This window comes from Pseudomonas sp. TE12234 (genome assembly GCF_054061835.1).
In genome coordinates this window covers 75,608-100,324 of record NZ_JBSSEP010000005.1, presented here as the reverse complement: position 1 = coordinate 100,324, position 24,717 = coordinate 75,608, and the positions used below count along the sequence as shown (strand labels likewise).

Below are 24,717 nucleotides of genomic sequence, written 5' to 3'. Positions count from 1 at the left end.
AGCCGCCATCGCGAGCAAGCTCGCTCCCACTTTTGTTTTGTGTTGTTTATCAGTTTTGTGAAACAGGAGATCAATTTTGTCCTCTCCCATCCCCGTCACGATCCTTAGTGGCTTCCTCGGCGCCGGCAAGACCACATTGCTGCGCCATCTGCTCAAAGCCGAACACGGCCTGAAAATCGCCGTGATCGAAAATGAATTCAGCGATGCCGGTATCGATACCCAACTGTTGGGCGACGAGCCGGTGCAAGTCATGACGCTGTCCAACGGCTGCGTCTGCTGCACGATCCATACTGACCTGACCAAAGCGTTGTATCTGCTGCTTGAACGCCTGGACAGCGGTGATATCGCTTTCGATCGTCTGGTGATCGAATGCACCGGACTGGCCGATCCGGCTCCGGTGGCGCAAACCTTCTTCATCGACGAAGAACTGCGCGAGCGTTACATCCTTGACGGCATCATCACCCTGGTCGACGCGGCGCATGCCGAGCTGCACCTGACCCAGACCATTGCCCAGGCGCAGATCGGTTTCGCCGATCGACTGCTGGTGAGCAAGCGTGACCTGGTGGACGACGCGACATTCAACGCGTTGAGCGAGCGCCTGACCCGGATCAATCGTCGCGCTCCGATTCGTGTGGTTGATCACGGCAAGATCGACCTTGCCGAGTTGCTTGATGTGCGCGGTTTCAATCTCAATGCCGACCTCGGGGGTGGCGTGAGTTTGCGGCCCGTGACCAAGGCGCCGTCCATCGACCGCATTTCCAGCCTGGTGCTGCGCACCGACAAACCGCTGGATATCGACAAGCTCAGCGAGTTCATGAACGAACTGCTGGAAGACCACGGCAAGCAATTGCTGCGCTACAAAGGCGTGTTGAACATCCTTGGCGAACCGCGACGCATGGTGTTTCAGGGCGTGCTCAAGCTTTACGGCTTCGACTGGGACACTGAATGGGCCGAGGACGAATTGCGCGAGAGCGTGATCGTATTCATTGCCGATGATTTGCCGGAAGAGAAAATCCGTGAGGGGTTTGCGCGGGTGGCGGTGCAGTAAGGGCTGCCATGTTCGGTGAGGCTGATGTCGCTATCGCGAGCCGGCCTCGCTCCCGCCATTTCAAATGTGGGAGCGCGCGTGCTCGCGATGGCGATCTAACCGGCAACACGATTCTGGCGGGAGATCGGTTGTGCATTGAGCAACACCGCCTCCAGATGATCCAGGTGCTGGCTCAGCAAACGCTCGGCTTTCCGGGTGTCCCCCAGTTCGACCGCTTGCAGAATCCCTTGATGGACCTGCCAGACGCAATAACCCTCCAACGGCGTATCAAACTGCGCAATCGCCAGTGAAGTGAGCGGCACCAGACTGCCGAGAAAATGCGCCAGTGGCGCATTGCCCGCCATTTCAGCCAACTGCAAATGAAACTCCCCGGACAAGCGAATCGCCGGGCCGCGCGCGGTGCATTGGCGCTCGCTATCGACCAGCGCGTGCAGACGTTTCAGCTGTTCTGGCAGCGGTCGCTGACAGGCCAGTCTGACCAGCGTCAGCTCGGTCAGGCGCCGTGCGTGCAGGGTTTGCCGAGTCTGCTCGGCATCGGGCGCGGCGACACGGGGGCGATGGTTGGCGCGCAGGATGATGATTTGCTGATGGGACAGCCGCGTCAGCACGTTACGAACTTCACTGCGTCGAACGTCGAACATCTGGCCCAGGCCGTCCTCGGTGAAGCGACTGCCAGGCAGGAGGCGCTGTTCGAGAATGGCGTCGAAGATCCGTGAATAAAGATCCTGTGCTGAGGGCTTCCCGACATTTGTTCCAGGGAAGGGCAGGGCGACGAGTGTTTGCGGTGAAGCGAAGCTGTTCATGGCCTGTCTCCAGTTCGAAGCGGTTTCAACTGCCGAAGTTGTCTTCCGGGATGTTCAATTCGATGCCCATCCGCTGGCCTTCACGAATAATGTGCCGACGCATCTCGGCGCTGGCCTGGGCGCTGTTCTTGCTGCGGATCGCGCGCACCACGGCTTCGTTCTCTTCGAGGCGTTCAGCCAGATGTTCCGGGGAGTTGCGCAGCACTTCGGCGCTTTGCTTGAGGGCGTTGCTGGTCTGCTGCACCACGCTCTGGAAGATCGGGTTGGATGTCAGCGTGAAGAGCTCTTCGTGGAACGCGATGTAGGCGTTGACCCCGGCCTCGCTGTCGTTGGCTTCCAGGGCTTCGCGCATGTCCATCAGGGTCAGGCGCAATTGCCCGACTTCCTTGCTGCTGATCGATTGCGCCACCAGGCCGACGATGAACGGCTCAAGGGTGTAGCGCAGTTGCAGCACGTCTTCCAGGCTTGCCGTAGCGACGGCGCTGTCGTGGCTTTGGCTGTCGCTGAGATTGGTCTCCAGCACCACCACGCCTTTGCCCGGCATGGAACGCACCAGACCGAGGGTTTCCAGGACGATGACCGCCTCACGCAGGCTCGGGCGACTGATGCCCAGTTGTTCGGCCAGTTCACGTTGTCCCGGCAACATTTCGCCGGAACGCCACTGACCGCGGGCCAGCGCGGCCCGAAGTTTTTCCACGACTGAATTTACAACGGTCGACGAGGTAATCACTGTTCGCTCCATGAGCATCGAAAGTAGTAGGGGCGTACCGGCCCGGTGGACCGGCACAGCGTTGATTCAGAATTCCTGCTGATGCGCCGAAGCGGCCGGTTTTCGCGGCTGGAAGGTATAACCCACCTGGCCGGAAAGCACCTTGTTCGCCCGTTGCACATCGATGTCTTTTTCCCAGCGGGCAATGGCCACGGTTGCCACGCAGTTGCCGATCAGGTTGGTCAGCGCCCGGCCGATGCCCATGAACCAGTCCACGGCCAGCACCAGCACCAGGCCCACCACCGGTATGGCCGGGATTGCCGTCAGGGTGGCCGCCAGAATGACCAGTGCCGAACCTGGGATGCCATGCGCGCCTTTGGACGTGATCAGCGACACCAGCAGAATGGTCAGCAGGTCGGTCATGGCCAGCGGTGTGCCGGTGGCGTTGGCGATGAACACGATGGCCAGGGTCAGGTAGATCGAGAAACCGTCGAGGTTGAATGAATAGCCGGTAGGTATCACCAGCCCGACCGTCGAACTGCCAATCCCCAGGTGCTCAAGCTTGCGCATGATTTGCGGGAGCACGGCGTCGGACGAAGCAGTGCCCATGACGATCAGCAGTTCCTCGCGCAGATATTTGAGCAGCGGCCACATTCTCAGGCCGGACAAGCGCATCACCAGGCCCAGGATCAACGCCACGAAGGCCGTGCAGGTCAGGTAAAACAAGCCGACCAGGCTGCCCAGGTGCTGCAGCGAATCGAGGCCATATTTGCTGGTGGTAAAGGCGATGGCGCCGAACACGCCAATCGGCGCCAGGCGCACGATCATGCCCATGATGCGAAAGATCACATGGCTGAGTTCATTGATCAGCCGCGAAATGCCCGACGCCGCTTCGCCCACCAGATTCAACGCGCTGCCGAACAGTACCGAAAACAGCAGGACTTGCAGAATGTTGTTGTCCGCAAAGGCACCGATCACCGAGGTCGGAATCAGGTCCATCAAAAACTGCGTGGTGGTGTGCATGTGCTGGCCGCGCTGGGCGATGTCACCCATGTCGGCAGCGGAAAGCTGATCCAGATGAATGTTCGCACCGCTGCCGATCCCGGTGCTGAAAGCGAACACCAAGCCAATCACCAGGGCGATGGTGGTCAGCACTTCAAAGTAGATCACCGATTTGAGGCCGATGCGCCCGACCTTCTTCAGGTCGCCGGCACCGCTGATGCCGCTGACCACCACGCAAAACACGATCAGGCCGATGAGCATTTTGATCAGCTTGATAAACCCGTCACCGAGGGGCTTGAGCTGAGCGGAGTATTCAGGGAGGGCCAGCCCGCAGACGATGCCGAGCACCAGTCCGAGAACCACTTGGAGGAAGATTGAACGCGAGCACCATTTGAGCATGGGAGGAATCCTGGTCGGTGTCCTGGCCGTCGTCCGCAAAAGCCGATCGACGTCAGCACTTAATTATTGTGGTCTTACCGGTATGTCCAGTGCAGGGCCAGTCTAGGCACTGAATGCGGATGATCGCAAGTAAAAATTGAGTAATTGGCTTTACCGGTCTTACCAGTTGAGCGCAATGCTCTGGTTTTGAGCGGTTGGCAGAAAAAATCGGCAATGGCTGCCGATTTTTCAGGGGGCGGTCGAGGTGGCATCGCGTGTCAGCCTCCGAATCCCATCAGTCGATGGTGCTCCAGAGGCGCTCTTTTCAAACATTGAAGGGCGTTTCAGGACGAGGTGTGAGCTACGTTTCTTTGAATAATGCTCAGGATGAAAGTTATCTTTGAACGCTCTTCGGTTTTGCCAAGATAAACATAGGGCGAGCCATTTAGTTTGAGTCCACCCCAGTAGTGTTTGTTTTTTATCTTGAGTGAAACGGCTGAGTGAGTGTGTCGCAGATTGTCCAATGTAACAGGGTTGCCTTGTTGGTTGAGGAGGGTAAAGACTGTCGGCTCATCAGCGTCGGGGTCAATGGCTCCAAAAGTATCCAGCGACTTTTCACAGATGATGTGATTGTAATATTCGCCTGTATTTTTTATTGAGAGTATGTAGCCATCGGCCGTATGCCGGAAGTGCAGCGTCAATGGCTTCACCTCACCGATCTTCTCGTTGGGGCATATGCCAAGCCGGCTGGAGTGATTCTGGGTCTGCGGCTTGCCGGTAAAGAAGCCGCCGCTGAAGTGTTTGATGGTGGCCATGGCCGGTTTGCCATGGAGTTCTTCGAGTAGGTTTACTTTATGGTCAAACATTCTCAATGTGGCGATGAAAGATTTTTCGGTATTGCTATTCATGATGTAACCCGTTCATTAAGTTTGTTGGATGAAGCGGGTTTCAGGTTAAGTAGTTTTTATTGGTTTTTGGAATTGCGTGTGTTGCAAGGATTTAAATGGGGGGATATTGAAACAGGCGGTCTGAGTTGCTTGGGGTGTTTTATTAAATGTGTTGCTTGTATGTATTCTGGCAATAAAAAACCGGCCATCTCTGGCCGGTTCTTTTACTGCGGTCTAGCGGGGCTTATCAAGCACCGTATACCGGCAGCTTCTTGCAGATGGCTTTGACTTTCTCACGAACGGCGTCGATCACCGCTTCGTTGTTCAGATCAGCCAGGATGTCGCAGATCCAGCCAGCCAGTTCCTTGCACTCTGCTTCCTTGAAGCCACGAGTGGTCACGGCCGGAGTGCCGAAGCGCAGGCCGGAGGTCACGAACGGGGAGCGTGGGTCGTTCGGCACGGAGTTTTTGTTCACGGTGATGAACGCCTTGCCCAGAGCGGCGTCGGCGTCTTTACCGGAGATTTCCTGCTTGATCAGCGACAGCAGGAACAGGTGGTTTTCAGTGCCGCCGGACACGACGTCAAAACCGCGCTCGATGAACACGCCGGCCATGGCCTTGGCGTTTTTCACCACTTGTTGCTGGTAAGCCTTGAACTCAGGCTGCAGCGCTTCCTTGAAGCAGATCGCCTTGGCAGCGATCACGTGCTCCAGCGGACCACCCTGGGCGCCAGGGAACACGGCGGAGTTCAGCTTTTTCTCGATGTCGGCGTTGGCGCGAGCCAGGATCAGGCCGCCACGTGGACCGCGCAGGGTCTTGTGGGTGGTGGTGGTCACGACGTCAGCGAATGGAACCGGGTTCGGGTAGACGCCAGCGGCGACCAGACCGGCCACGTGGGCCATGTCGACGAACAGGTAGGCGCCCACCTTGTCGGCGATGGCACGGAAACGCGGGAAGTCCAGAACCTGCGAGTAGGCAGAGAAACCGGCCACGATCATTTTCGGCTTGTGCTCAACCGCCAGGCGCTCGACTTCGTCGTAGTCGATCAGGCCGTTGGCGTCGATGCCGTACTGGATGGCGTTGTACAGCTTGCCGGAGGACGAAACGCTGGCACCGTGGGTCAGGTGACCACCGTGGGCCAGGCTCATGCCCAGGATGGTGTCGCCAGCCGACAGCAGGGCCAGGTAAACAGCGGCGTTGGCCTGGGAGCCAGCGTGTGGCTGGACGTTGGCGTAATCGGCGCCGAACAGCTCTTTTGCACGGTCGATGGCCAGTTGCTCGACCACGTCGACGTACTCGCAACCACCGTAGTAGCGCTTGCCCGGGTAGCCTTCGGCGTACTTGTTGGTCAGTACCGAGCCTTGAGCTTCCATCACCGCAGGGCTGGTGTAGTTTTCCGAAGCGATCAGCTCAATGTGCTCTTCCTGGCGCTGAGCTTCTTGCTCCATGGCGGCAAAGAGATCGGCGTCGTACTTGGCAATAGTCAAATCACGGCTGAACATGGCGGTCCTCAAGGATCGGGGGCGGAAAAGGGGGGCATTCTAACCCAACGGGTTTTAGATGGCATATGAAACGACATCATGTCGCAGACAAGTGGGCTTCATGACGGGATCAGCGGTGAATCTGCCGGCCTCTTCGCGAGCAGGCTCGCTCCCACAGGGTCTTCAGTTGTGCGTGAACACCGAAAATCCATGGTGAGAGCGAGCCTGCTCGCGACAGGGCATCAGCAGCACCGAAAGACTTCAGTCAAACATGTACAGCGCATCATTGCTGAACTGCAGTTCAAACTTGTTGGCCGGCATCGGGTGGCCGAACAGGTAGCCCTGGACCTCATCGCAACCGTGCTCCCTCAGGAAATCCAGCTGCTCGTGGGTTTCCACGCCTTCGGCGATCACCGCCAGGTTGAGGCTGTGAGCCATGGCGATGATTGCCCGGGCGATCTGTGCATCTTGTTCACCCGACGGCAGGCCGTCGACGAAGGTGCGGTCGATTTTCAGCACATCGATCGGGAACTGCTTGAGGTAATTGAGCGATGAGTAACCCGTGCCGAAGTCGTCGACCGCAATGCTCAGCCCGAGATTTTTCAGGCCGTCGAGGATCTGCATGGCCTCGCTGACTTCGCGCATCAGGATACTCTCGGTCAGCTCCAGCTCCAGGCACGCCGGCGGCAGGCCGGTTTCCTTGAGAATGGTGGCGATCCGCGTGCCGAGCTGACCATCGGAGAACTGCCGGGCGGAAATGTTCACCGAGACCTTCGGCACACGCACCTTGGCCAGGTGCCAGTTCTTCAACTGACGGCAAGCCTCGCTGATTACCCAGTCGCCGACATCCACCACCAGGCCGAGCTCTTCGAGCACCGGGATGAAGTCCCCCGGCGGTACCAGGCCGCGTCGCGGGTGACGCCAGCGCAGCAGCGCTTCGGCTCCGGTCAGGCGCTTGCCGTCGCCGCTGAATTGCGGCTGGTAATACAGCACGAATTCGTTCTGTTCCAGGGCGTGGCGCAAATCGCTTTCCAGCTCCAGACGCTCCAGGGCACTGGCGTTCATGTCCGCCTGGTAGAACTGAAAGTTGTTCTTGCCACGTTCCTTGGCGTGGTACATCGCGGTATCGGCGTTCTTCATCAACTGGCTGAGTTCGTTACCGTCCTGCGGGCTGAGGGCAATACCGATACTGGCGGTGACGAAGAACTCGCGACCTTCGAGCACGAAGGGTTTCACCAGGCTGGCGAGAATCTGTTCGGCCACATGAATCGCCCGGTTCAAGGCGATCTGGCGATTGGCCCGCGGTTGCAGGAGCAAGGTGAACTCGTCGCCGCCCATCCGCGCCACGGTGTCGTCATCGTCGACGCAACCCAGCAGGCGCGTGGCCATTTCCTTGAGCATGCGATCGCCGGCGGCGTGGCCCAAGGAGTCATTGATCGGCTTGAAGCGGTCAAGGTCGAGGAACATCAGCACCACCCAGGACTTCTGCCGTTCCGCCGCTTGCAATGCGGTGTGCAGGCGATCCTGGAACAATGTGCGGTTGGGCAGGTGTGTCAGGGCGTCGTAATAGGCGAGGCGGTGAATCCGCTGTTCGCTGGCCTTGCGCTCGCTGATGTCGGTGAAGAAGCATACGTAACTGGCCAGGTCGCCTTCATCATCAAGCACCGCCGTGATGCCGACCCAGGCCGGATAGTGCTCACCATTGCGGCGCTTGAGCCAGACTTCACCTTCCCAGGTGCTGTGCTGGCTCAGTTGCTTGAGGACGTAACGCAGATGGGCTTCCTGTTGTTCGTCGACGGTCAGCATGTTGGGCAACTGGTCGAGTACTTGCTCCACGGCATAACCGCTGACGCGGCTGAACGCCTCGTTGGCCTGGACGATATAGCCGGCCGGGTCGGTGATCAGGATCGCCGAGGTCGAGTGTTCGAAAACCGTGGCCGCCATGCGCAGGTCTTTCTCGGCGCGGCGTTGCTGGCTGATGTCGCGACCCACCCCGAGCACACCCTCAAAAGCACCATGCTCGTCCCAGACCAGCACTAGCCGCAACTCGATGGGAATCTTGCGCCCGTCGGCCCGCAGGCAGTCGAAGAGGAACAATTGGGTTTGTACCTGGCTGCGCAACAGTGCCAGTTGATCGGGTTTATCCAGTGCTTTGCTGACCCGGTCCATGAGATTGAAAATGCCGGCCAGTTGCTGCGGGTTGGCGATGGTCGATTGCCAGCCGTTCTGGAAAATCCACTCGACGTCATAGCCCAGCACGGCGTGCACCGACGGGCTGACGTAGTTGAGTACCAGGCGGCTGTCAGTGGAGAAAATCACGTCGCTGATGCTTTCGGCGAGCATCCGGTAACGCTGTTCGCTGTCGCGAAGGGACTCGCTGGCCTCGAGCTGGTCGGTGATGTCCTTGGCGACGCCGATGATTCGCGTGACCTGGTCGTGCTTGTCCCGCGCCAGAGCCTGCTCGCGTATCTCAAAACGCCGCCATTGGCCGTCGCGGTGACGGAAGCGCAACTGACACTGCATCAGCTGGCGGTAGCCGGCCTGCCTTTGGGTCTGACGCGAGCGGCGGTAGAAGTCGGCGTCGTCGGGGTGCAGGAGGACTTCCCAGAAGTACTCGCCCATCTGTTGCAGCTCGGTGCGGTTATAGCCCAGCGTCTGCCCCAGGTGGTGGTTGCTGAAGATCATCCGCTGGCTGATCACTTCCTGCACGTACAGGTGATCGGGCACGGTACGCACCACGTCGGACCAGAACCCTTCGCGCTCCAGCAGCGACAGCTCGACGAGCTTGCGGCTGGTGATGTCGGTGATGCTCAGGATCACCGCGTTATGGTCCTCGGGATTTTCCGGCAGGCGCAGCACCAGCCACAGGTGCTGGTCACGACCACCGGCGTCCTGGAGTTTGATTTCCAGTTCCAGCTGTTTCTGCTGGTTCAGGACCGCCTGGAGCACCTGATTGCCGATGGCACTGCCCTCAAGTGGATTGCCATCGACCAGCAATTTCCAGGCTTGATCGGGCGTGGTGACGTTGAGCAGTTGCAGGGCGACCTGGTTGACCTCGGTAATGCGCAGCTCCTGCAGCAATTGCTGGCGTTGCTCCGGGACTGCCAGCCAGGCTTGCAGCTGCTCGTTGCTCTGCAATTGGGCCCTGTCGAACAGGGACTTGAGGCCGGACATGTCGAGCACACACAACGCCACGCCGGTGCCTTCGAAAATCTCCTGATAACGTCGCCGGCCTTCGTGCAACTGACGCTGACGGCGGCGCATGTTGAGCAGGGCGATAAAAGGCAACATGGAGAAGGCCAGGCCCAGCAGGCATTTGCCGATGAACGCCGGCAGCAGTTCTTCGAGCACACGCTGCCGATCGAACAGGCCGCGCATTTGCCAGTCGCTGCTGCTCAGCGGCACGGTCAGCACGCTGTTGGCCAGATCGTCCTGGGTCAGCATTCCCGGATTGATCAAAGGCAGCGCTTCATCGCGGCTGATGATCTGGTGATTGAAGCGGTTTTCCACCAGCCACTGCGGACGGCCATACGCTTCATTCAGTTTGGTCAGGGATGAAAAAAACGTCGGTTTGAAGCGCAAGGCCCAGTAGCCACGAGTACTACCGCTGGCCTGGTGCAACAGCAGATGCACCACCGAGCCGTCGATGGCATTACTGAAGTAATGGGGCTGGGCACTGCTGCGGCGTACCAGTTCGCTCAGGTAATCGGCGTCTTCGCTATTGGGCGCGCTGTCAGTGAGGATGGTTCCGGACGGGCTGAGCAAGGTCAGGCTGATCAGGTCGGGCAAGGATTTCTGCAGCTTGCGCAGCAGCTCCTGCTGTTCGTCGGTGCTTTGCGGTTGTTCGACGATCGGTAGCAGATTCAGAGCGATCTGCGCGTTGAGCGCCATATTCAGACTGACCTGTGCGGCCAGGTCAGCGGTGTAATCGATGGTGTATTGACGCTGGGTTTTCTGGGTTTCGCGCAGTTGATCCAGCAGCTGCCAGAACAGCAGGGCGAGCAGCAACAGCACAAGCATCGCCAGCGCGCCTTTGAGTGTTCCGGGCAGGGTCGCGCCGGGCGCCGTTGTCGGTGCGCTGGTGGTCAGGGACGGAGGAACGTTGGACAAACTTAAATCCTGCGGTTTGGCTGGACTGGCGCGACGTGCACTATAAGCCGGACGCCCGAAGGGCGGCTAGCATGCCTTGAGTTGTGGCAAAGTGCCAGCCCCGCTCGGCTGGACGGCCATCTGTCATTGAGGTAGCTTTGCGGGTTACGCGGGAGCGTTCCAGCTCCTAAAATCAGACTTTTTTCAGCGCGCACGCCTTGGTCTCCATCAAGCGGACGACGCGCACGGTCTGGCCAGGCATCGTCTGCGCTTTAATCATTCATCTGTCACTGACCCTAGGTTCTCCATGGCTCAATACGTATTCACCATGCATCGGCTGGGCAAAGTTGTGCCACCGAAGCGGGAAATCCTGAAAAACATCTCCCTGTCCTTCTTTCCTGGCGCCAAGATCGGCGTGCTCGGCCTCAACGGTTCGGGTAAGTCCACGCTGCTGAAAATCATGGCGGGCGTCGACACCGAGTTCGACGGTGAAGCCCGTCCGATGCCGGACCTGAACATCGGCTACCTGCCGCAGGAACCGCAGCTCGATCCGACCAAGACGGTGCGTGAAGTGGTCGAGGAAGCCGTCAGCGTGATCAAGGACGCGCAAGCGCGTCTGGATGAGGTCTACGCCGCCTACGCCGACCCGGATGCCGACTTCGACAAACTGGCTGCCGAACAGGCCAAGCTCGAAGCAATCTTGCAGGCCAGCGACGGTCACAACCTGGAGCGCCAACTGGAAGTCGCTGCCGATGCGCTGCGTCTGCCGGCCTGGGATGCCAAAGTCGAACACCTGTCCGGTGGTGAAAAGCGTCGTGTGGCACTGTGCCGCCTGCTGCTGTCCGCCCCGGACATGCTGCTGCTCGACGAACCGACCAACCACCTGGACGCCGATTCCGTCGCCTGGCTGGAGCACTTCCTGCACGACTTCCCGGGCACCGTGGTCGCGATCACGCACGACCGTTACTTCCTGGACAACGTGGCTGGCTGGATCCTCGAACTCGACCGCGGCGCGGGCATTCCTTACGAGGGCAACTATTCGGGCTGGCTGGAAGCCAAGTCCGATCGTCTGGCCCAGGAGTCCAAGCAGCAGTCGGCTCACGAAAAGGCCATGAAGGAAGAGCTGGAATGGGTGCGTAAAGGCGCCAAGGCCCGCCAGTCGAAGTCCAAGGCTCGTCTGCAACGCTTCGAAGAAATGCAATCGCAGGAATTCCAGAAGCGCAGCGAAACCAACGAGATCTACATCCCGGCCGGTCCGCGCCTGGGCGACAAGGTCATCGAGTTCAAGAACGTCACCAAGGGCTACGGCGATCGCGTGTTGATCGACAACCTGTCGTTCTCCATGCCTAAAGGCGCCATCGTCGGTGTGATCGGTGGTAACGGTGCCGGTAAATCGACGCTGTTCCGCATGCTGATGGGCAAGGAAACGCCGGATTCGGGCACCATCGAAGTTGGTGAGACCGTGCAACTGGCGTGCGTCGACCAGAGCCGCGAAGACCTGGACGGCAGCAAGACCGTGTTCCAGCAAATCTCCGATGGTTCCGACCAGATCCGCATCGGCAACTACGAGATCCCGTCGCGTACCTACGTCGGTCGCTTCAACTTCAAGGGTGGCGATCAGCAGAAGTTCGTCAAGGACCTGTCCGGTGGTGAGCGCGGTCGCTTGCACCTGGCCCTGACCCTGAAAGAGGGCGGCAACGTCCTGCTGCTCGACGAACCGTCCAACGACCTCGACGTTGAAACCCTGCGCTCCCTCGAAGAAGCCCTGTTGGACTTCCCGGGCGCTGCCATTGTGATCTCTCACGATCGGTGGTTCCTGGACCGCGTCGCCACTCACATCCTGGCGTACGAAGACGACTCGCAAGCGGTGTTCTTCGAAGGCAACTACACCGAGTACGAAGCCGATCGCAAAAAACGCCTCGGCGAAGCCGCTGCCCAGCCGCATCGGGTACGGCACAAGAAGCTGGCCTGATTCGGGTCGGTGGCATGAAAAAGCGGAGCCTTCGGGCTCCGTTTTTTTTGCCCGGTTTTTTTCAGCGGGACCGAGTTTGATTCATCGCTGGCAAGCCAGCTCCCACAGGGTTTGTGTTGTACCCGGAATGTGTGACCGCCGCTGAAACTGTGGGAGCTGGCTTGCCAGCGATGGCGGTATAACTGTTGGTGCAAAGCTTGAATTTGATCTCACCATTCGGGTGCAAAAAAGGCCCGAAATTTCTCCTGATTTATATCCTGTGCACCATTTAATTTCATAAACGCGACATTTTGCACTGTTCTTGTGCGCGAATCGTTTGTTACAGTCCGGCCCAATCTCTTCCAACGACAAAAAATTTGCCGAGACTTTTCCATGACCGAATCCGTCGAATCCTTCCTTGCCCGCCTGAAAAAACGCGACCCGGATCAGCCTGAATTCCACCAGGCCGTGGAGGAGGTTTTGCGTAGTTTGTGGCCGTTCCTTGAAGCCAATCCACGTTATTTGACCTCGGGCATTCTGGAGCGGATTTGCGAGCCGGAGCGGGCGATCGTCTTTCGGGTTTCCTGGGTCGATGATCAGGGCAAGGTCCAGGTCAATCGCGGTTTCCGTATCCAGATGAACAGCGCCATCGGCCCGTACAAAGGCGGCCTGCGTTTCCATCCGTCGGTGAATCTCGGGGTATTGAAGTTCCTGGCCTTCGAACAGACCTTCAAGAACTCGCTGACGTCATTGCCCATGGGCGGTGGCAAGGGTGGCTCGGACTTCGACCCTAAAGGTAAAAGCGATGCGGAGGTCATGCGCTTCTGCCAGGCCTTCATGAGCGAGCTGTATCGCCACATCGGTGCTGACGTTGATGTGCCGGCCGGGGACATCGGCGTCGGCGCTCGAGAAATCGGTTTCCTGTTCGGCCAGTTCAAACGCCTGAGCAACCAGTTCACCAGCGTGCTGACCGGCAAAGGCCCGAGTTACGGCGGCAGCCTGATTCGCCCGGAAGCCACGGGTTTCGGTTGTGTGTACTTCGCCGAGGAAATGCTCAAGCGTCGCGGTGAAACCGTCGAAGGCAAGCGCGTGGCGATTTCCGGGTCGGGTAACGTGGCGCAGTACGCCGCGCGCAAGGTCATGGACCTGGGTGGCAAGGTGATTTCACTGTCCGATTCCGAAGGCACGCTGTACTGCGAAAGCGGTTTGACCGAAGCGCAATGGCAAGCGGTGCTGGAACTGAAAAACGTCCAGCGTGGGCGCATCAGCGAATTGGCTGGCCGTTTTGGCCTGGAATTTCTCGCCGGGCAGCGCCCTTGGGGGCTGAGTTGCGACATCGCCTTGCCGTGCGCCACGCAAAATGAACTGGATGCCGAGGCGGCCCGTGCGCTGCTGCGCAATGGCTGCACCTGTGTGGCGGAAGGGGCGAACATGCCGACCACCCTGGAGGCGGTGGATCTGTTTATCGAAGCGGGCATTTTGTTCGCACCGGGCAAGGCGTCGAACGCCGGTGGTGTTGCGGTGAGCGGGCTGGAGATGTCGCAGAACGCAATGCGCCTGCTGTGGACCGGTGGTGAAGTGGACAGCAAGCTGCACGCGATCATGCAATCGATCCACCATGCCTGCGTGCATTACGGGGAAGAGAACGGCCAGGTCAACTATGTCAAAGGCGCGAACATCGCCGGCTTCGTCAAAGTCGCCGATGCCATGCTCGCCCAGGGCGTGGTTTAAGCCGGTTCGATGCGGATGATTTCAATCAGTTGATCGCCAGCCGGGCGTTGCCACAGCACCTCGTCGCCGAGTTGCGCCCCGAGCAACGCCCGGCCCAGCGGCGACGCCCAGTTGATCAGGCCGACCGTCGCATCGGCCTGATCCTCGCCCACTATTTGCACCGTTTGCTCGTAGTTGTGCTCGTCCGCAAACGTCACCCGGCTGCCGATCTGCACTGTCTTCTTTGAGCTGGCGGGTGGCACCACTTGAGCGCTTTGCAGGCGCTGGATGAAATACCTCAAGTCGCGCTGAAGATCAGCTTCGCGCTGCTTGTCGGCCAGGTCACCCTGGGCGTTCAGCTCTCCCAGCAGGGTTTGCAGTTCGGCGACTTTTTCCTGCAACTGGGTCAGGCCGGAGGGGGTGACGTAGTTGGGCTGCGCGCTGACCTGTCGTTCGACCGGCTGATCGGCTTGTGCAGCGGCATTAACTTCATTGACGAAGGCGCGACTCATGGTTTTTCTCCCGGTATAGGATTTGGGCCATGGTTGCAGGCTTTTAGTTTCGAGGGATGTCTGTCAGCGACCTGTGGCGAATGACATCACCGGGTGGCACGTTCATTCCGACAGGATGACGCCTTGTGTTTGACCTAGTAGTGATACCACTTCACCTCCAGCATCACTTCGTTCTCGGGCGTGGCCAATTGGCTGAATTCGCGCTGGGCACTCAGGCGTAATCCCAGGTTTCGCGACAATTCCCATTGCTGGTTCAGGCTCAGGCCACGGCGCACTTCGCCGTTGGTGAAGTAATCACCCTTGGCCTCCAGGCTGAAGTGACCCAGCGGGTTTTTCCACAGCACGCCGGTGTTGAAACCTGCTGCGGGGGCAATAAAGCCGGCGAAGTCATTGTTGTGCTCCAGGCGCACGGTACCCAGGGCAAAACCCAGCGTCTCGTCGCCCAGTTGCCAGGTACCACCGCCGCCGCCGTTAACGTGGCTCACCAGGGTTTGGTCGCCATGTTTGCCCGGCACCCGTTCCAGTCCACCGGTGACCTGCCACGACAGGGGCTGCAGCAACTCGTTGCGCGGGGTCAGGGAGCGGATGGTCGCCAGATCCAGTTGCTGCAACTGCCAGTCATTGCCTTCGTACTGGCGCAATTTGAGCTGGAGGATTTCGATCTGCGCGCCGAGAGGGAAGCTTTCGGCGTTGTCATTGAGGTCGTGATAGGCCATGCGCAAGCCGTATTCACCAAACGCCTTGTCGCCCCGGGTGCCGAGGCCGGCTTGCCAGGTGCGCGATTCGTGACCGTCTTCCGGCAGGCCGGGTTGCGGGATGTCCAGTTCCGGTGCCGGGTTCTGGTTGATCGCCCGCAGCAGTTCAAAGCTGCGCTGTGCCCGCACGGGGTCGCGCTCCTGGCCATTGGCCCGGTAACGCTCGAGTCGGTAGGCGGCATCGATGACCAGCGCCTGTCGGTCGCGGGGCTTTGCCTTGAACGCCGGATCCTGTAACTGTTTTTGGTCGGCGCTGATCTTCAGCACCCATTGTTGTTCTTCGGCTGTCAGCGGCTCGGCGCGGCTCAGCAGTTCCCGCTCACGGGATGGCCGATATTGAATGGACTCCACCAGCCCGGCCTTTTTCACCGCCTTGACGGTGTCTGTCGGAATGGCCGTCAGGGGGAATTGCTCGGTCAGGCGCAGGCTCGGGCGAGCCACTTGCAGCAGCTCCAGCAGGCGATAGGAACAGTTTTCGTCGAAGAAAAAATAGTCGAACTTGATCTGTTTCAGTTCCCAGACGTGCTCGACCATGCGTGCGGTTTCTGCCTGGGTCAGGTTCAGGCGGTATTCCCACAGGTCACGGTTTTCCAGGCTGCGGTATTCCGAGAGTTTTTCCTGGTACGGTACCAGCGCAAACAGGCCCGGATACCCGCCCATCAGGCCTTTCCACGCATAGAGGATGCTGTTGTCCGAGCCTTCGATGTAAGCACCGAAGTTGATCGCGTAGCTGAGCAGCGAGGTCTTGTCGCTCTGTACGTCAGCCTGATCGATACGCAGCAGGGTGTGGCCGAACATCGATGAAGGACTGTTCAGGTACGCAGCCGGAAAAATCATCACCGTGCTGTGGGGCGAAACGTCCTTGAACCACTGTTTGAATTCAGCGCAGTCCAGGGTCGGCAGGTCCGTCAGGTTGAGCTGTGCTTTCAGCCAGCGGGTGCGGGCCGGGTAAACGCATTGGGCATGCTGTTCGCCAGCACTGGCCGGGGCATACAGCGCTTGTACGGTGGCCGCCAGTTCGTGATCCGGATGTTCATTGCCATCGGTGGCGAGGAAGAATTTTTTGTCACTGACGTAGCTGCGCCAGCCGCCGAGCTTGGCGGTTTCGTAATGACCCAGGGAAATCCAGAAAGGATCGTTGGCCAGTTGCTGCAAACGTTGTGGATCGACATTAGGCGCGGCGGACAGCGGGGCGCACACACAGAGCGCCAGCCAGGCAAGGCGTTTGAGCATAAGTGGCAACTTAATTCGAAAAAAACAAAGACCCAAGAGGGGCAGGTCCAAAAAACAAAACCCGCTTCCCAAAGGAAGCGGGGTCCCTTCGAGCTTAAGCTTGAGTCGCGTACTTGGCCAGACGAGGGTCGTTTTTCAGAACGGCCAGGGTGTTGGTATGCACATCTTCAGCGGTCACGTCGGCCTTGCTGAAGATCTGCTGGAAGTGTTCGTGAGTGACGGCGGCGAAATGCGCACGGTCTTCCGGCGCCACGCCCAGTACCACAGCGTATGTGGTCAGCGCTTCGCCCTGACCTTTAGCCATGTCTTCGGACAGCTCGTTCATCATGCCATTCATGGCAAACCAGGATTTGCCGCCATAGGTCAGCGCCGCGTTGGTCGCGCAACCGTTGGTACCGGAAGTCATGCCGAAGGTTGCGTTACCGGAGGTTCCGTTGGTGGTGGATGCCAGGAAGTGAGCAGGAGTGCCACGCTGACCTTCGAACAGCATGTTGCCCCAACCGCAATCCGGACCGCCTGGCGCCTGAGCCATGGCGTTGAGGGATGCAACGGTGAAGAGAGTACCGAGAAGAATCCGTTTCATAGCTTTGTTCTCTTTTAGATGCGTACCAATGGAAAAGGGGGTGTGGCCCGTTCCGGCGCCAGTTGGGCCGGTTATTAGTCCAGCCGCGCAGTTTGGAGTTTAGGCAGGATCACGGGGTTCCGTGATTTTTTGCAAAACAATCGACGGATTCGGTGATTTCGCGTGGCTCTGCGTCGCGGTTTCGACTTGTCTATGCTTTGGCCTGAGGCGCTCCTTGCCAGTCGGGCATGGGCAGCGCCAGAATGCCGCTATCTGCCCCGCCTGATGTAAGGAAGCCCGATGCCTGATCCTGTTGCTGCCAGCTTGCGTCTAGCGCCTGAAGCGCTGACCCGTCCGTTTTCCGCTGAACAGTTCAGCTTCTCTACCACTAATGATCTGGAGCCCTTCCGCGGTGTGCTTGGCCAGGAACGTGCGGTCGAAGCCTTGCAGTTCGGTGTGGCCATGCCACGCCCCGGTTACAACGTGTTCGTCATGGGTGAACCCGGCACCGGCCGGTTTTCGTTCGTCAAACGCTATCTGAAGGCCGAAGCCAAACGCCAGCAGACCCCGGCGGACTGGGTCTACGTCAATAATTTCGATGAGCCACGCGAGCCTCGCGCACTTGAATTGCCGTCGGGCACTGCCGGCGCCTTCATCGGTGACATCAACGGTTTGATCGACAACCTGCTGGCGACCTTTCCAGCGGTGTTCGAGCACCCGTCCTATCAACAAAAGAAAAGCGCCATCGACCGCGCATTCAACCAGCGCTACGACAAGGCGCTGGATGTCATCGAGCGCCTGGCGCTGGAGAAGGACGTCGCGCTCTATCGCGACAGCAGCAACATCGCCTTCACGCCGATGGCCGAGGGCAAGGCGCTGGACGAGGCGGAATTCGCCCAGTTGCCGGAAGCCGAGCGTGATCGCTTCCACGATGATATTTCAGCGCTGGAAGAGCGTTTGAACGAGGAACTGGCCAGTCTGCCGCAATGGAAGCGCGAGTCGAGCAATCAGCTGCGTCACCTCAATGAAGAAACCATCACCCTGGCCCTGCAGCCATTGCTCTCTCCATTGTCGGAGAAATACGCAGAGAACGCGGCCGTGTGCGGTTACCTGCAAGCCATGCAGGTGTACCTGCTCAAAACCGTGGTCGAGCAACTGGTGGACGACAGCAAGACGGACGCCGTCGCCCGCAAACTGCTGGAAGAACAATACGCGCCGAGCCTGGTGGTCGGTCATGCCTCCAGCGGCGGTGCGCCAGTGGTGTTTGAACCGCACCCGACTTACGAAAACCTGTTTGGTCGCATCGAATACAGCACTGACCAGGGCGCGCTGTACACGACTTACCGGCAGCTGCGGCCGGGTGCGTTGCACCGGGCCAACGGCGGTTTCCTGATCCTTGAAGCGGAAAAAATGCTCAGCGAGCCGTTTGTGTGGGACGCGCTGAAGCGCGCTCTGCAATCGCGCAAGCTGAAGATGGAATCGCCGCTTGGCGAACTGGGGCGCCTGGCCACCGTGACCCTGACCCCGCAAAACATTCCGTTGCAGGTCAAAGTCGTAATCATCGGTGCCCGCCAGCTCTATTACACGCTGCAGGACCTCGATCCGGACTTCCAGGAGATGTTCCGTGTCCTGGTGGATTTCGATGAAGATATCCCGATGGTCGACGAGAGCCTGGAGCAGTTCGCCCAGTTGCTCAAAACCCGCACTTCGGAAGAAGGCATGGCGCCGTTGACTGCCGATGCGGTGGCGCGGCTGGCGACTTACAGCGCGCGCCTCGCTGAGCACCAGGGGCGTTTGTCGGCGCGCATCGGCGATCTGTTCCAGTTGGTCAGCGAAGCGGATTTCATCCGTCACCTGGCGGGCGACGAAATGACCGATGCCGGCCATATCGAGCGTGCGCTCAAGGCCAAGGCCACCCGTACCGGGCGTGTGTCGGCGCGGATTCTCGACGACATGCTGGCCGGGATCATCCTGATCGACACCGACGGCGCGGCCGTCGGCAAGTGCAATGGCTTGACGGTGCTGGAAGTCGGCGATTCCGCCTTTGGTGTACCGGCACGGATTTCCGCCACGGTGTATCCGGGCGGCAGCGGTATCGTCGACATCGAGCGTGAGGTCAACCTCGGTCAGCCGATTCACTCCAAAGGCGTGATGATCCTCACCGGTTACCTGGGTAGTCGCTACGCCCAGGAATTCCCGTTGGCAATTTCCGCGAGTATCGCGCTGGAACAATCCTACGGTTACGTCGACGGCGACAGTGCCTCGCTGGGTGAGGCGTGCACGCTGATCTCGGCCCTGTCGAAAACGCCGCTCAAGCAGTGTTTTGCGATCACCGGCTCCATCAACCAGTTCGGTGAAGTGCAGGCGGTGGGCGGGGTCAACGAGAAGATCGAAGGTTTCTTCCGTCTCTGCGAGGCCCGCGGATTGACTGGCGAGCAGGGCGCGATCATTCCCCATGCCAACGTCGCGACGCTGATGCTCGACGAGAAAGTGCTGGCGGCGGTGCGCGCGGGGCTGTTTCACGTTTACGCTGTGCGCCAGGCGGACGAGGCGCTGAGCCTGCTGGTCGGCGAGCCGGCGGGCGAGCCGGATGAGAACGGCGAGTTCCCTGAAGGCAGTGTCAACGCGCGGGTGGTTGAACGCTTGCGGGTCATTGCGGAAATGATCAGCGAAGACGATCTCAAGGAAGCCGAGAAAGAAGCGGCGCAGGAGGCGCTGGTCGAAGCCAAACCGGCCTGATACAAAACAATCCATGGATTAAACCGGTCCACTGCGGGAGCGAGCCTGCTCGCGATGACGGATTCACATTCAGCATGTTTGTTGACTGTCAGTCTGTTATCGCGAGCAGGCTCGTTCCCACATTTGTTTGTGCGTATCCCAAAGTGCCATCACTCTGGCGTCAATATTCACACTATGACCATTCGGCGCCTTCTGGTCTCACTTGACGTGCTAGTCAGACTTTTCTTCTATTATCTGCTCAAGGATATCGACAGTAATCACTGGATCGAGACAGCCTTCCCGTGGGGGCTGAATACCGGATCTAACGAGGGTCGCCGCCATGTCGCGCAACCTCTGCCTCACCCGTCAATGCCTGGGTCTTGTGACCCGTATCGAATGCGCCATCAAGCCGTTAGCAGGCGATACGGGCATGTGGACCTTACTCTTCGCCGCCGGAATGGCGGGCGAGCAACCATCAGCCATCAAGGCTCAAGGCCCGTTTCATGGCCCATTTGTCGCTGAGTCGATACTCGATACCATCGTTGAAAGCCTGACCCTGCACGGCTATGAACTGGCCGATGACCCGCAGATCTGGTGCCTGCATCTGCAAGCCCAGTTGCGGGAAATCAACGGTGGTCGTTGCCGTAGCGTCGGTGGCTTCGAGTTCCGGCCCGAGCACTAATCGCTATTGGACCAGATGGGACGTGTCGGCCTTGTCGAGCTTGACCTCGAAACCATATTGCACAGTGGCGAGGTCAGTTCGCTGATAGGTTTCCAGCTGCGTGGGTTGCCCGTAGAAGTAATGCACGGCAAATAATCCAGGACCTTCCGGGCTCGCATCGTGATTGACCGCCAGAATTTCCTTCAGGTAGTTGCCGGTGTCATCCTTGGCGAAAAAACGCCAGTCCTGATCGGGAAACACTTTCAGATCCACCACCAGCGCATTGCCCTTTAGCTCAAGCCCCTTGGGCAACTGATGGGCGTCGACGGTCTTTTTTTCGACCGTCGCCAGGAACAGCGGCATGGAGCCCACCACATAGGCCGGAGTTTCCGGAAACAGGTTCAGGTCGTAGGTGATCGTGCCGCGTAGCGGATCGACCTGGTAAGCCTCGGCCGGCAGTTCGATGGGCTCGTCGCGTTTGCCGCGACTGTCCTCGGTGAAGAAACTGACGGGGCTGTCGCCGGGATTGAAGGACGAGCCAAGCAGTTCATCGTTGAAACTTCTCAGGTGACTGAATTCGACCCGTGCAGCGCTGGGGTCATCCACTGATTGGCTAATGCTGACACCTTTCTTGAGCTGTTCCTCGGTCAGCGTCGCGCCTTTGAGCCAGGTCGTGGCCTGGTCGTCATACACCACCACCGGCAGGCTCAATGGCTGGATGGTTTTCTCCGTGGTGTTGCGGTCGAAGCGACGGACCGGCAGGTTCAAATCCTTGCGAGTCACGGTGGCGCCGGAAAAATCCAGCAGGCTGACTTCGAGGGTTTCGATCGGCCCATTGAAATACACCTTCGAGTAATGACGGGTCTGCTTCTTCTCAAAGGCGCGCTGTTCTTCGTCGAGCTGTTTGCCGAATGCTTCGCTCCAGGTCTTCTGCTGCTGCATTTTTGCCAGCTGTTGTTGGTAGAAGGCAATTTGCGTGGGGGTTTCGTTGATCGAGCCCGAGCGCGTGAGGAACTGTCCGGTGGTGTCCCTGGCCTGGACGATCAGAGGATTGAGCGGGGTGTCGCCGATTTCCGGCGCAAGCGGCGCGCTGTTGTTGAATTCTATTTCGGCGTAGTTATGGGCCAATTTGAGCAGGGTGACGCTGAGGTTGTCATCGGTGCGAGTCTGGCCCACGTCCTTTTTCGTCAGGTTGAAGCTGTGGAGCCGGCGCGGCGCAATGACTTCCAGCTTGCCCTGCAGGCTTACCGGTTGCGGCTGGTTCTTGTGGTCGATGTCCAGGCCTTCGATGAACGGGTAGGTGACCGTGAGGTCATCGGGGTTGTTCAGGCTGGAGCTCGACGGGCTCAACTGAATGCCCGGATCGGTTTCCGACCATTCGGGCTGAAAGGTTATGACACGCTTGTTGCTCAGCGTGACCGACTGCCATTCCAGCCCATGGGGAAACAGAAACGCTGCTGGTGCGTTGAAGTTGAAGGGAAAGACCGGTTGCAGGTCGGTGAGGTAGTCGGAACTGGAGTCTTTGCGCAGCACAAAGAGGCCGTTGACGTAGGTGTCGACCAGGGCCTGGGGCGTGGAGTAGTGCTTGAGTACGGCGAGGGCGTCCTCGCCGTATTCGGTTTCAATGGGTTTGCGGTTGAGCTTGAGTTGCGCGCGCTCCAGCAGTAACAGCGAGCCGCCCAGCTCAGCCACGGCATCCTTGAGTTTCGGGTCGGTGATGGCGTCCAGGGATTTTTCGAACTGCGCGGTCCTTTCCTCGAGACTGACCTGACGCTTCTCTTCGCCGGGTGAGCAGGCGCCCAACAACAGGGCCAGGCAAATTCCAGCACTCGTCAAAGGTAGTCGCACATCCATTTCCACTCTTCCTGTCCGATATCACGGGGCTGTCAACAGTTTGGACACTAGCAGAAAAACTTTGATACACACGCGCAGGTGGCGGATTTCCCAACGGTTTCTGGCTGCTTTTGGGTAAAGACAGGCGACTGTTATACTCGCGGCCATTTTCAAACCACGTGTGAGATTCAATGGAACGCTTTGTCGAAAATGCAATGTATGCATCCCGCTGGCTGCTGGCGCCGATCTACTTCGGTCTGTCCCTGGGACTGTTGGCGCTGGCACTGAAATTTTTCCAGGAAGTCTTCCACGTCATTCCCAACGTCTTTTCGATGGCCGAGTCGGACCTGATCCTGGTGCTGCTGTCGTTGATCGACATGGCGCTGGTGGGCGGTTTGCTGGTGATGGTGATGATTTCCGGTTACGAGAACTTCGTTTCCCAACTGGATATCGACGACCACAAGGAAAAGCTCAACTGGCTGGGCACCATGGATTCGTCTTCGTTGAAGATGAAAGTGGCCGCTTCCATCGTGGCCATTTCCTCCATCCACTTGCTGCGGATTTTCATGGACGCCAAGAACGTCGACCCCGAGCATTTGAAGTGGTACGTGATCATTCACATGACATTTGTGGTGTCGGCCTTTGCCATGGGTTACCTGGACAAGCTGACCAAGCACTGACACCGGGCAAGCCGCAACGAATTTCGCCAAAACAGACGGGCGGCATCGTTTGTGGCTTGTACTTTGACGCGCCGAGGCATATCCCTGTAGAGGTCTTGGCTCGCCCCTGTGTGAGGTGCTTCATGAACCTGCAAGAGTTGAATGCCTATGCCGTCGCCGGGAAGGTCGATGAGCTGAACCTGATTTCGATGGAAGGTGGAATTTACTTGCTGGAAGCGCGCATGCATGGCGCGGCGTATCCGTTGAGCGATGCTCGCGGACAGATGTTTCACCTGCGTTCGGTCGAGCATGCCCGTGAAGTGCTGCACTCCTTTCCCGAGTTGCCGTTCAACCTTGTGCACACTTCGGTTCATGATGAAATGTGCGGGTTCAGTGCCAGCGCCGAGGAAAGTCTGAAGGTGCCGATCAGCTTCCGTTCCATAAAGCAGGGCTGACGTCCCTCATCAACTCCATGGCATCTGTGCTAGTCTGCTGGCCCTTTTGATTCCGGGCGCTCCGGGACGCGCTGTGCACGCACGGCAAGTTTCCGGGCCGTCCGCACAGCGGAGCAGTGTCATGTCCGAAGTAAATCTGTCCACCGACGAAACCCGCGTCAGCTACGGTATTGGCCGTCAGCTGGGCGACCAGCTGCGTGACAACCCGCCACCGGGCGTTAGCCTGGACGCGATCCTGGCCGGTCTGACCGACGCATTCGCCGGTAAGCCAAGCCGCGTGGGTCAGGAAGAGATGTCCGCCAGCTTCAAGGTTATCCGCGAAATCATGCAAGCCGAAGCGGCAGCCAAAGCCGAAGCGGCCGCTGGCGAAGGCCTGGCCTTCCTGGCCGAAAACGCCAAGCGTGACGGTATCACCACCCTGGCTTCCGGCCTGCAGTTCGAAGTTCTGACTGCTGGCGAAGGCGCCAAGCCATCCCGTGAAGACACCGTGCGTACCCACTACCACGGCACCCTGATCGACGGCACTGTGTTCGACAGCTCCTACGAGCGTGGCCAGCCTGCAGAATTCCCGGTTGGCGGCGTGATTGCTGGCTGGACCGAAGCCCTGCAACTGATGAATGCCGGCAGCAAATGGCGTCTGTACGTGCCAAGCGAACTGGCTTACGGCGCTCAAGGCGTTGGCAGCATTCCGCCGCACAGCGTTCTGGTGTTCGATGTCGAGCTGCTCGACGTTCTGTAATACCCGCTGATTACCTGTAGGAGCGAGCCTGCTCGCGATGGACGTCAACGATAAGGCGGGCTGCCTGAATGCTCGCGTTGTCAGAACAACCATCGCGAACGAGCTCGCTCCTACAGTGTTTTACGTATTTCATACTTCGATTTTTGTGTGCGGTTCACTGGTCGGGCGCAAGGCCCGGGCATAGCAGAACAGAAACAGATTACGCACCAGCTCCTTCAGTACCAGCGGCTCGCTGCAACTCAGGCCGTTGAAGTCCAGGTCGCCCTGATCCTGAAGTTCGCTCAAGGCCTCTTCTTCAAGCACCGCACAGACTTCCCCGGTTTCCCGATGCAGGATTCGAAGGTAAGGGTGTGGGCGATCCAGCCACGCATCGATTAAATAAGTCATGTCTCACCTCCATTGATTGGCTTTATGAGAATAATTCTTATTAATTAAATAGCAAGCGTCTATCGACGGATTGTGGTTTTTCCCGGGCAAAGAGTGCGCAAGTCAACACGGCTGGCGCCTGACTATTGCGAGAGAGGGCGGGACGG

18 protein-coding genes and 1 pseudogene are annotated in these 24,717 nt (G+C 58.9%); 8 read left to right on the top strand and 11 right to left on the bottom strand.

The features are described 5' to 3' along the window. The first annotated feature begins 76 nt into the window (after positions 1-76). Positions 77-1,048 carry a GTPase gene (gene yjiA / locus ACVWYU_RS10330; protein ID WP_457372638.1) on the top strand — a complete coding sequence of 324 codons (972 nt, stop codon included), beginning with the start codon at positions 77-79 and terminating at the stop codon, positions 1,046-1,048. A gap of 95 nt (positions 1,049-1,143) precedes the next feature. Here yjiA and ACVWYU_RS10325 read toward each other — a convergent pair whose 3' ends face one another. The 6 genes and pseudogenes from ACVWYU_RS10325 to ACVWYU_RS10300 all read right to left on the bottom strand — a co-directional run bounded on the left by ACVWYU_RS10325 (position 1,144) and on the right by ACVWYU_RS10300 (position 10,417). After that, on the bottom strand, positions 1,144-1,851 hold the full coding sequence (locus ACVWYU_RS10325; RefSeq protein ID WP_457372637.1) for a GntR family transcriptional regulator: 708 nt from the start codon (positions 1,849-1,851) through the stop codon (positions 1,144-1,146). A gap of 25 nt (positions 1,852-1,876) precedes the next feature. Beyond that, entirely contained in the window at positions 1,877-2,581 is a 705-nt protein-coding gene (locus ACVWYU_RS10320) for a FadR/GntR family transcriptional regulator (RefSeq protein ID WP_457372636.1), read from the bottom strand. 119 nt (positions 2,582-2,700) lie between these two features. Beyond that, a pseudogene (locus ACVWYU_RS10315) lies at positions 2,701-3,961 on the bottom strand (C4-dicarboxylate transporter DctA); the annotation flags it as partial. Between the two features lie 323 nt (positions 3,962-4,284). Continuing rightward, the gene (locus ACVWYU_RS10310) at positions 4,285-4,848 is read right to left on the bottom strand and encodes a hypothetical protein (protein ID WP_247254671.1); all 564 of its coding nucleotides are present in this window, start codon (positions 4,846-4,848) and stop codon (positions 4,285-4,287) included. 226 nt (positions 4,849-5,074) lie between these two features. Continuing rightward, on the bottom strand, positions 5,075-6,328 hold the full coding sequence (glyA, locus tag ACVWYU_RS10305; RefSeq protein ID WP_090325318.1) for a serine hydroxymethyltransferase: 1,254 nt from the start codon (positions 6,326-6,328) through the stop codon (positions 5,075-5,077). 240 nt (positions 6,329-6,568) lie between these two features. Beyond that, the gene (locus tag ACVWYU_RS10300) at positions 6,569-10,417 is read right to left on the bottom strand and encodes a sensor domain-containing protein (RefSeq protein WP_457372635.1); all 3,849 of its coding nucleotides are present in this window, start codon (positions 10,415-10,417) and stop codon (positions 6,569-6,571) included. A gap of 286 nt (positions 10,418-10,703) precedes the next feature. On the opposite strand from ACVWYU_RS10300, the gene ettA reads away from it, so the two are divergent. Continuing rightward, entirely contained in the window at positions 10,704-12,368 is a 1,665-nt protein-coding gene (gene ettA / locus ACVWYU_RS10295) for an energy-dependent translational throttle protein EttA (protein ID WP_047533499.1), read from the top strand. 372 nt (positions 12,369-12,740) lie between these two features. Continuing rightward, a complete protein-coding gene (gene gdhA / locus ACVWYU_RS10290) occupies positions 12,741-14,078 on the top strand; it encodes an NADP-specific glutamate dehydrogenase (RefSeq protein WP_248915576.1) in 1,338 nt (445 codons plus the stop codon). Here gdhA and ACVWYU_RS10285 read toward each other — a convergent pair. From ACVWYU_RS10285 to ACVWYU_RS10275, 3 genes are all read right to left on the bottom strand, one after another. Next, positions 14,075-14,569 carry a GreA/GreB family elongation factor gene (locus ACVWYU_RS10285; protein WP_457372634.1) on the bottom strand — a complete coding sequence of 165 codons (495 nt, stop codon included), beginning with the start codon at positions 14,567-14,569 and terminating at the stop codon, positions 14,075-14,077. The two genes, gdhA and ACVWYU_RS10285, sit on opposite strands and share 4 nt — an antisense overlap. Before the next feature lie 134 nt (positions 14,570-14,703). Next, positions 14,704-16,557: an Lnb N-terminal periplasmic domain-containing protein gene (locus ACVWYU_RS10280; protein WP_457372633.1), complete on the bottom strand. Its 1,854-nt coding sequence runs from the start codon at positions 16,555-16,557 to the stop codon at positions 14,704-14,706. A gap of 94 nt (positions 16,558-16,651) precedes the next feature. Continuing rightward, complete coding sequence (locus tag ACVWYU_RS10275) at positions 16,652-17,140, bottom strand: DUF3015 domain-containing protein (protein ID WP_090325302.1); 489 nt, start codon at positions 17,138-17,140, stop codon at positions 16,652-16,654. A 279-nt stretch (positions 17,141-17,419) separates the two neighbouring features. Here ACVWYU_RS10275 and ACVWYU_RS10270 point away from each other — a divergent pair, with 279 nt between their 5' ends. Both ACVWYU_RS10270 and ACVWYU_RS10265 read left to right on the top strand, forming a co-directional pair. Next, positions 17,420-19,858: a Lon protease family protein gene (locus tag ACVWYU_RS10270; RefSeq protein WP_247254675.1), complete on the top strand. Its 2,439-nt coding sequence runs from the start codon at positions 17,420-17,422 to the stop codon at positions 19,856-19,858. Between the two features lie 319 nt (positions 19,859-20,177). Next, positions 20,178-20,519, top strand: a complete 342-nt coding sequence (locus ACVWYU_RS10265; RefSeq protein WP_047533476.1) for a PA4575 family protein — start codon at positions 20,178-20,180, stop codon at positions 20,517-20,519. A 3-nt stretch (positions 20,520-20,522) separates the two neighbouring features. Here the strand turns inward: ACVWYU_RS10265 and ACVWYU_RS10260 are convergent, their stop codons facing one another. After that, a complete protein-coding gene (locus ACVWYU_RS10260) occupies positions 20,523-22,352 on the bottom strand; it encodes a hypothetical protein (RefSeq protein WP_457372632.1) in 1,830 nt (609 codons plus the stop codon). A gap of 170 nt (positions 22,353-22,522) precedes the next feature. On the opposite strand from ACVWYU_RS10260, the gene ACVWYU_RS10255 reads away from it, so the two are divergent. From ACVWYU_RS10255 to ACVWYU_RS10245, 3 genes are all read left to right on the top strand, one after another. Next, positions 22,523-23,011: a TIGR00645 family protein gene (locus tag ACVWYU_RS10255; protein WP_090325297.1), complete on the top strand. Its 489-nt coding sequence runs from the start codon at positions 22,523-22,525 to the stop codon at positions 23,009-23,011. 122 nt (positions 23,012-23,133) lie between these two features. Further along, on the top strand, positions 23,134-23,445 hold the full coding sequence (locus ACVWYU_RS10250; RefSeq protein WP_090325295.1) for a DUF6482 family protein: 312 nt from the start codon (positions 23,134-23,136) through the stop codon (positions 23,443-23,445). 121 nt (positions 23,446-23,566) lie between these two features. Beyond that, positions 23,567-24,184 (top strand): FKBP-type peptidyl-prolyl cis-trans isomerase, encoded by a 618-nt coding sequence (locus ACVWYU_RS10245; protein WP_090325294.1) that lies wholly within the window; start codon positions 23,567-23,569, stop codon positions 24,182-24,184. Between the two features lie 129 nt (positions 24,185-24,313). On the opposite strand, the gene ACVWYU_RS10240 is transcribed toward ACVWYU_RS10245, so the two are convergent. Then, positions 24,314-24,571, bottom strand: a complete 258-nt coding sequence (locus ACVWYU_RS10240; protein WP_090325293.1) for a PA4570 family protein — start codon at positions 24,569-24,571, stop codon at positions 24,314-24,316. Positions 24,572-24,717: the final 146 nt, after the last annotated feature.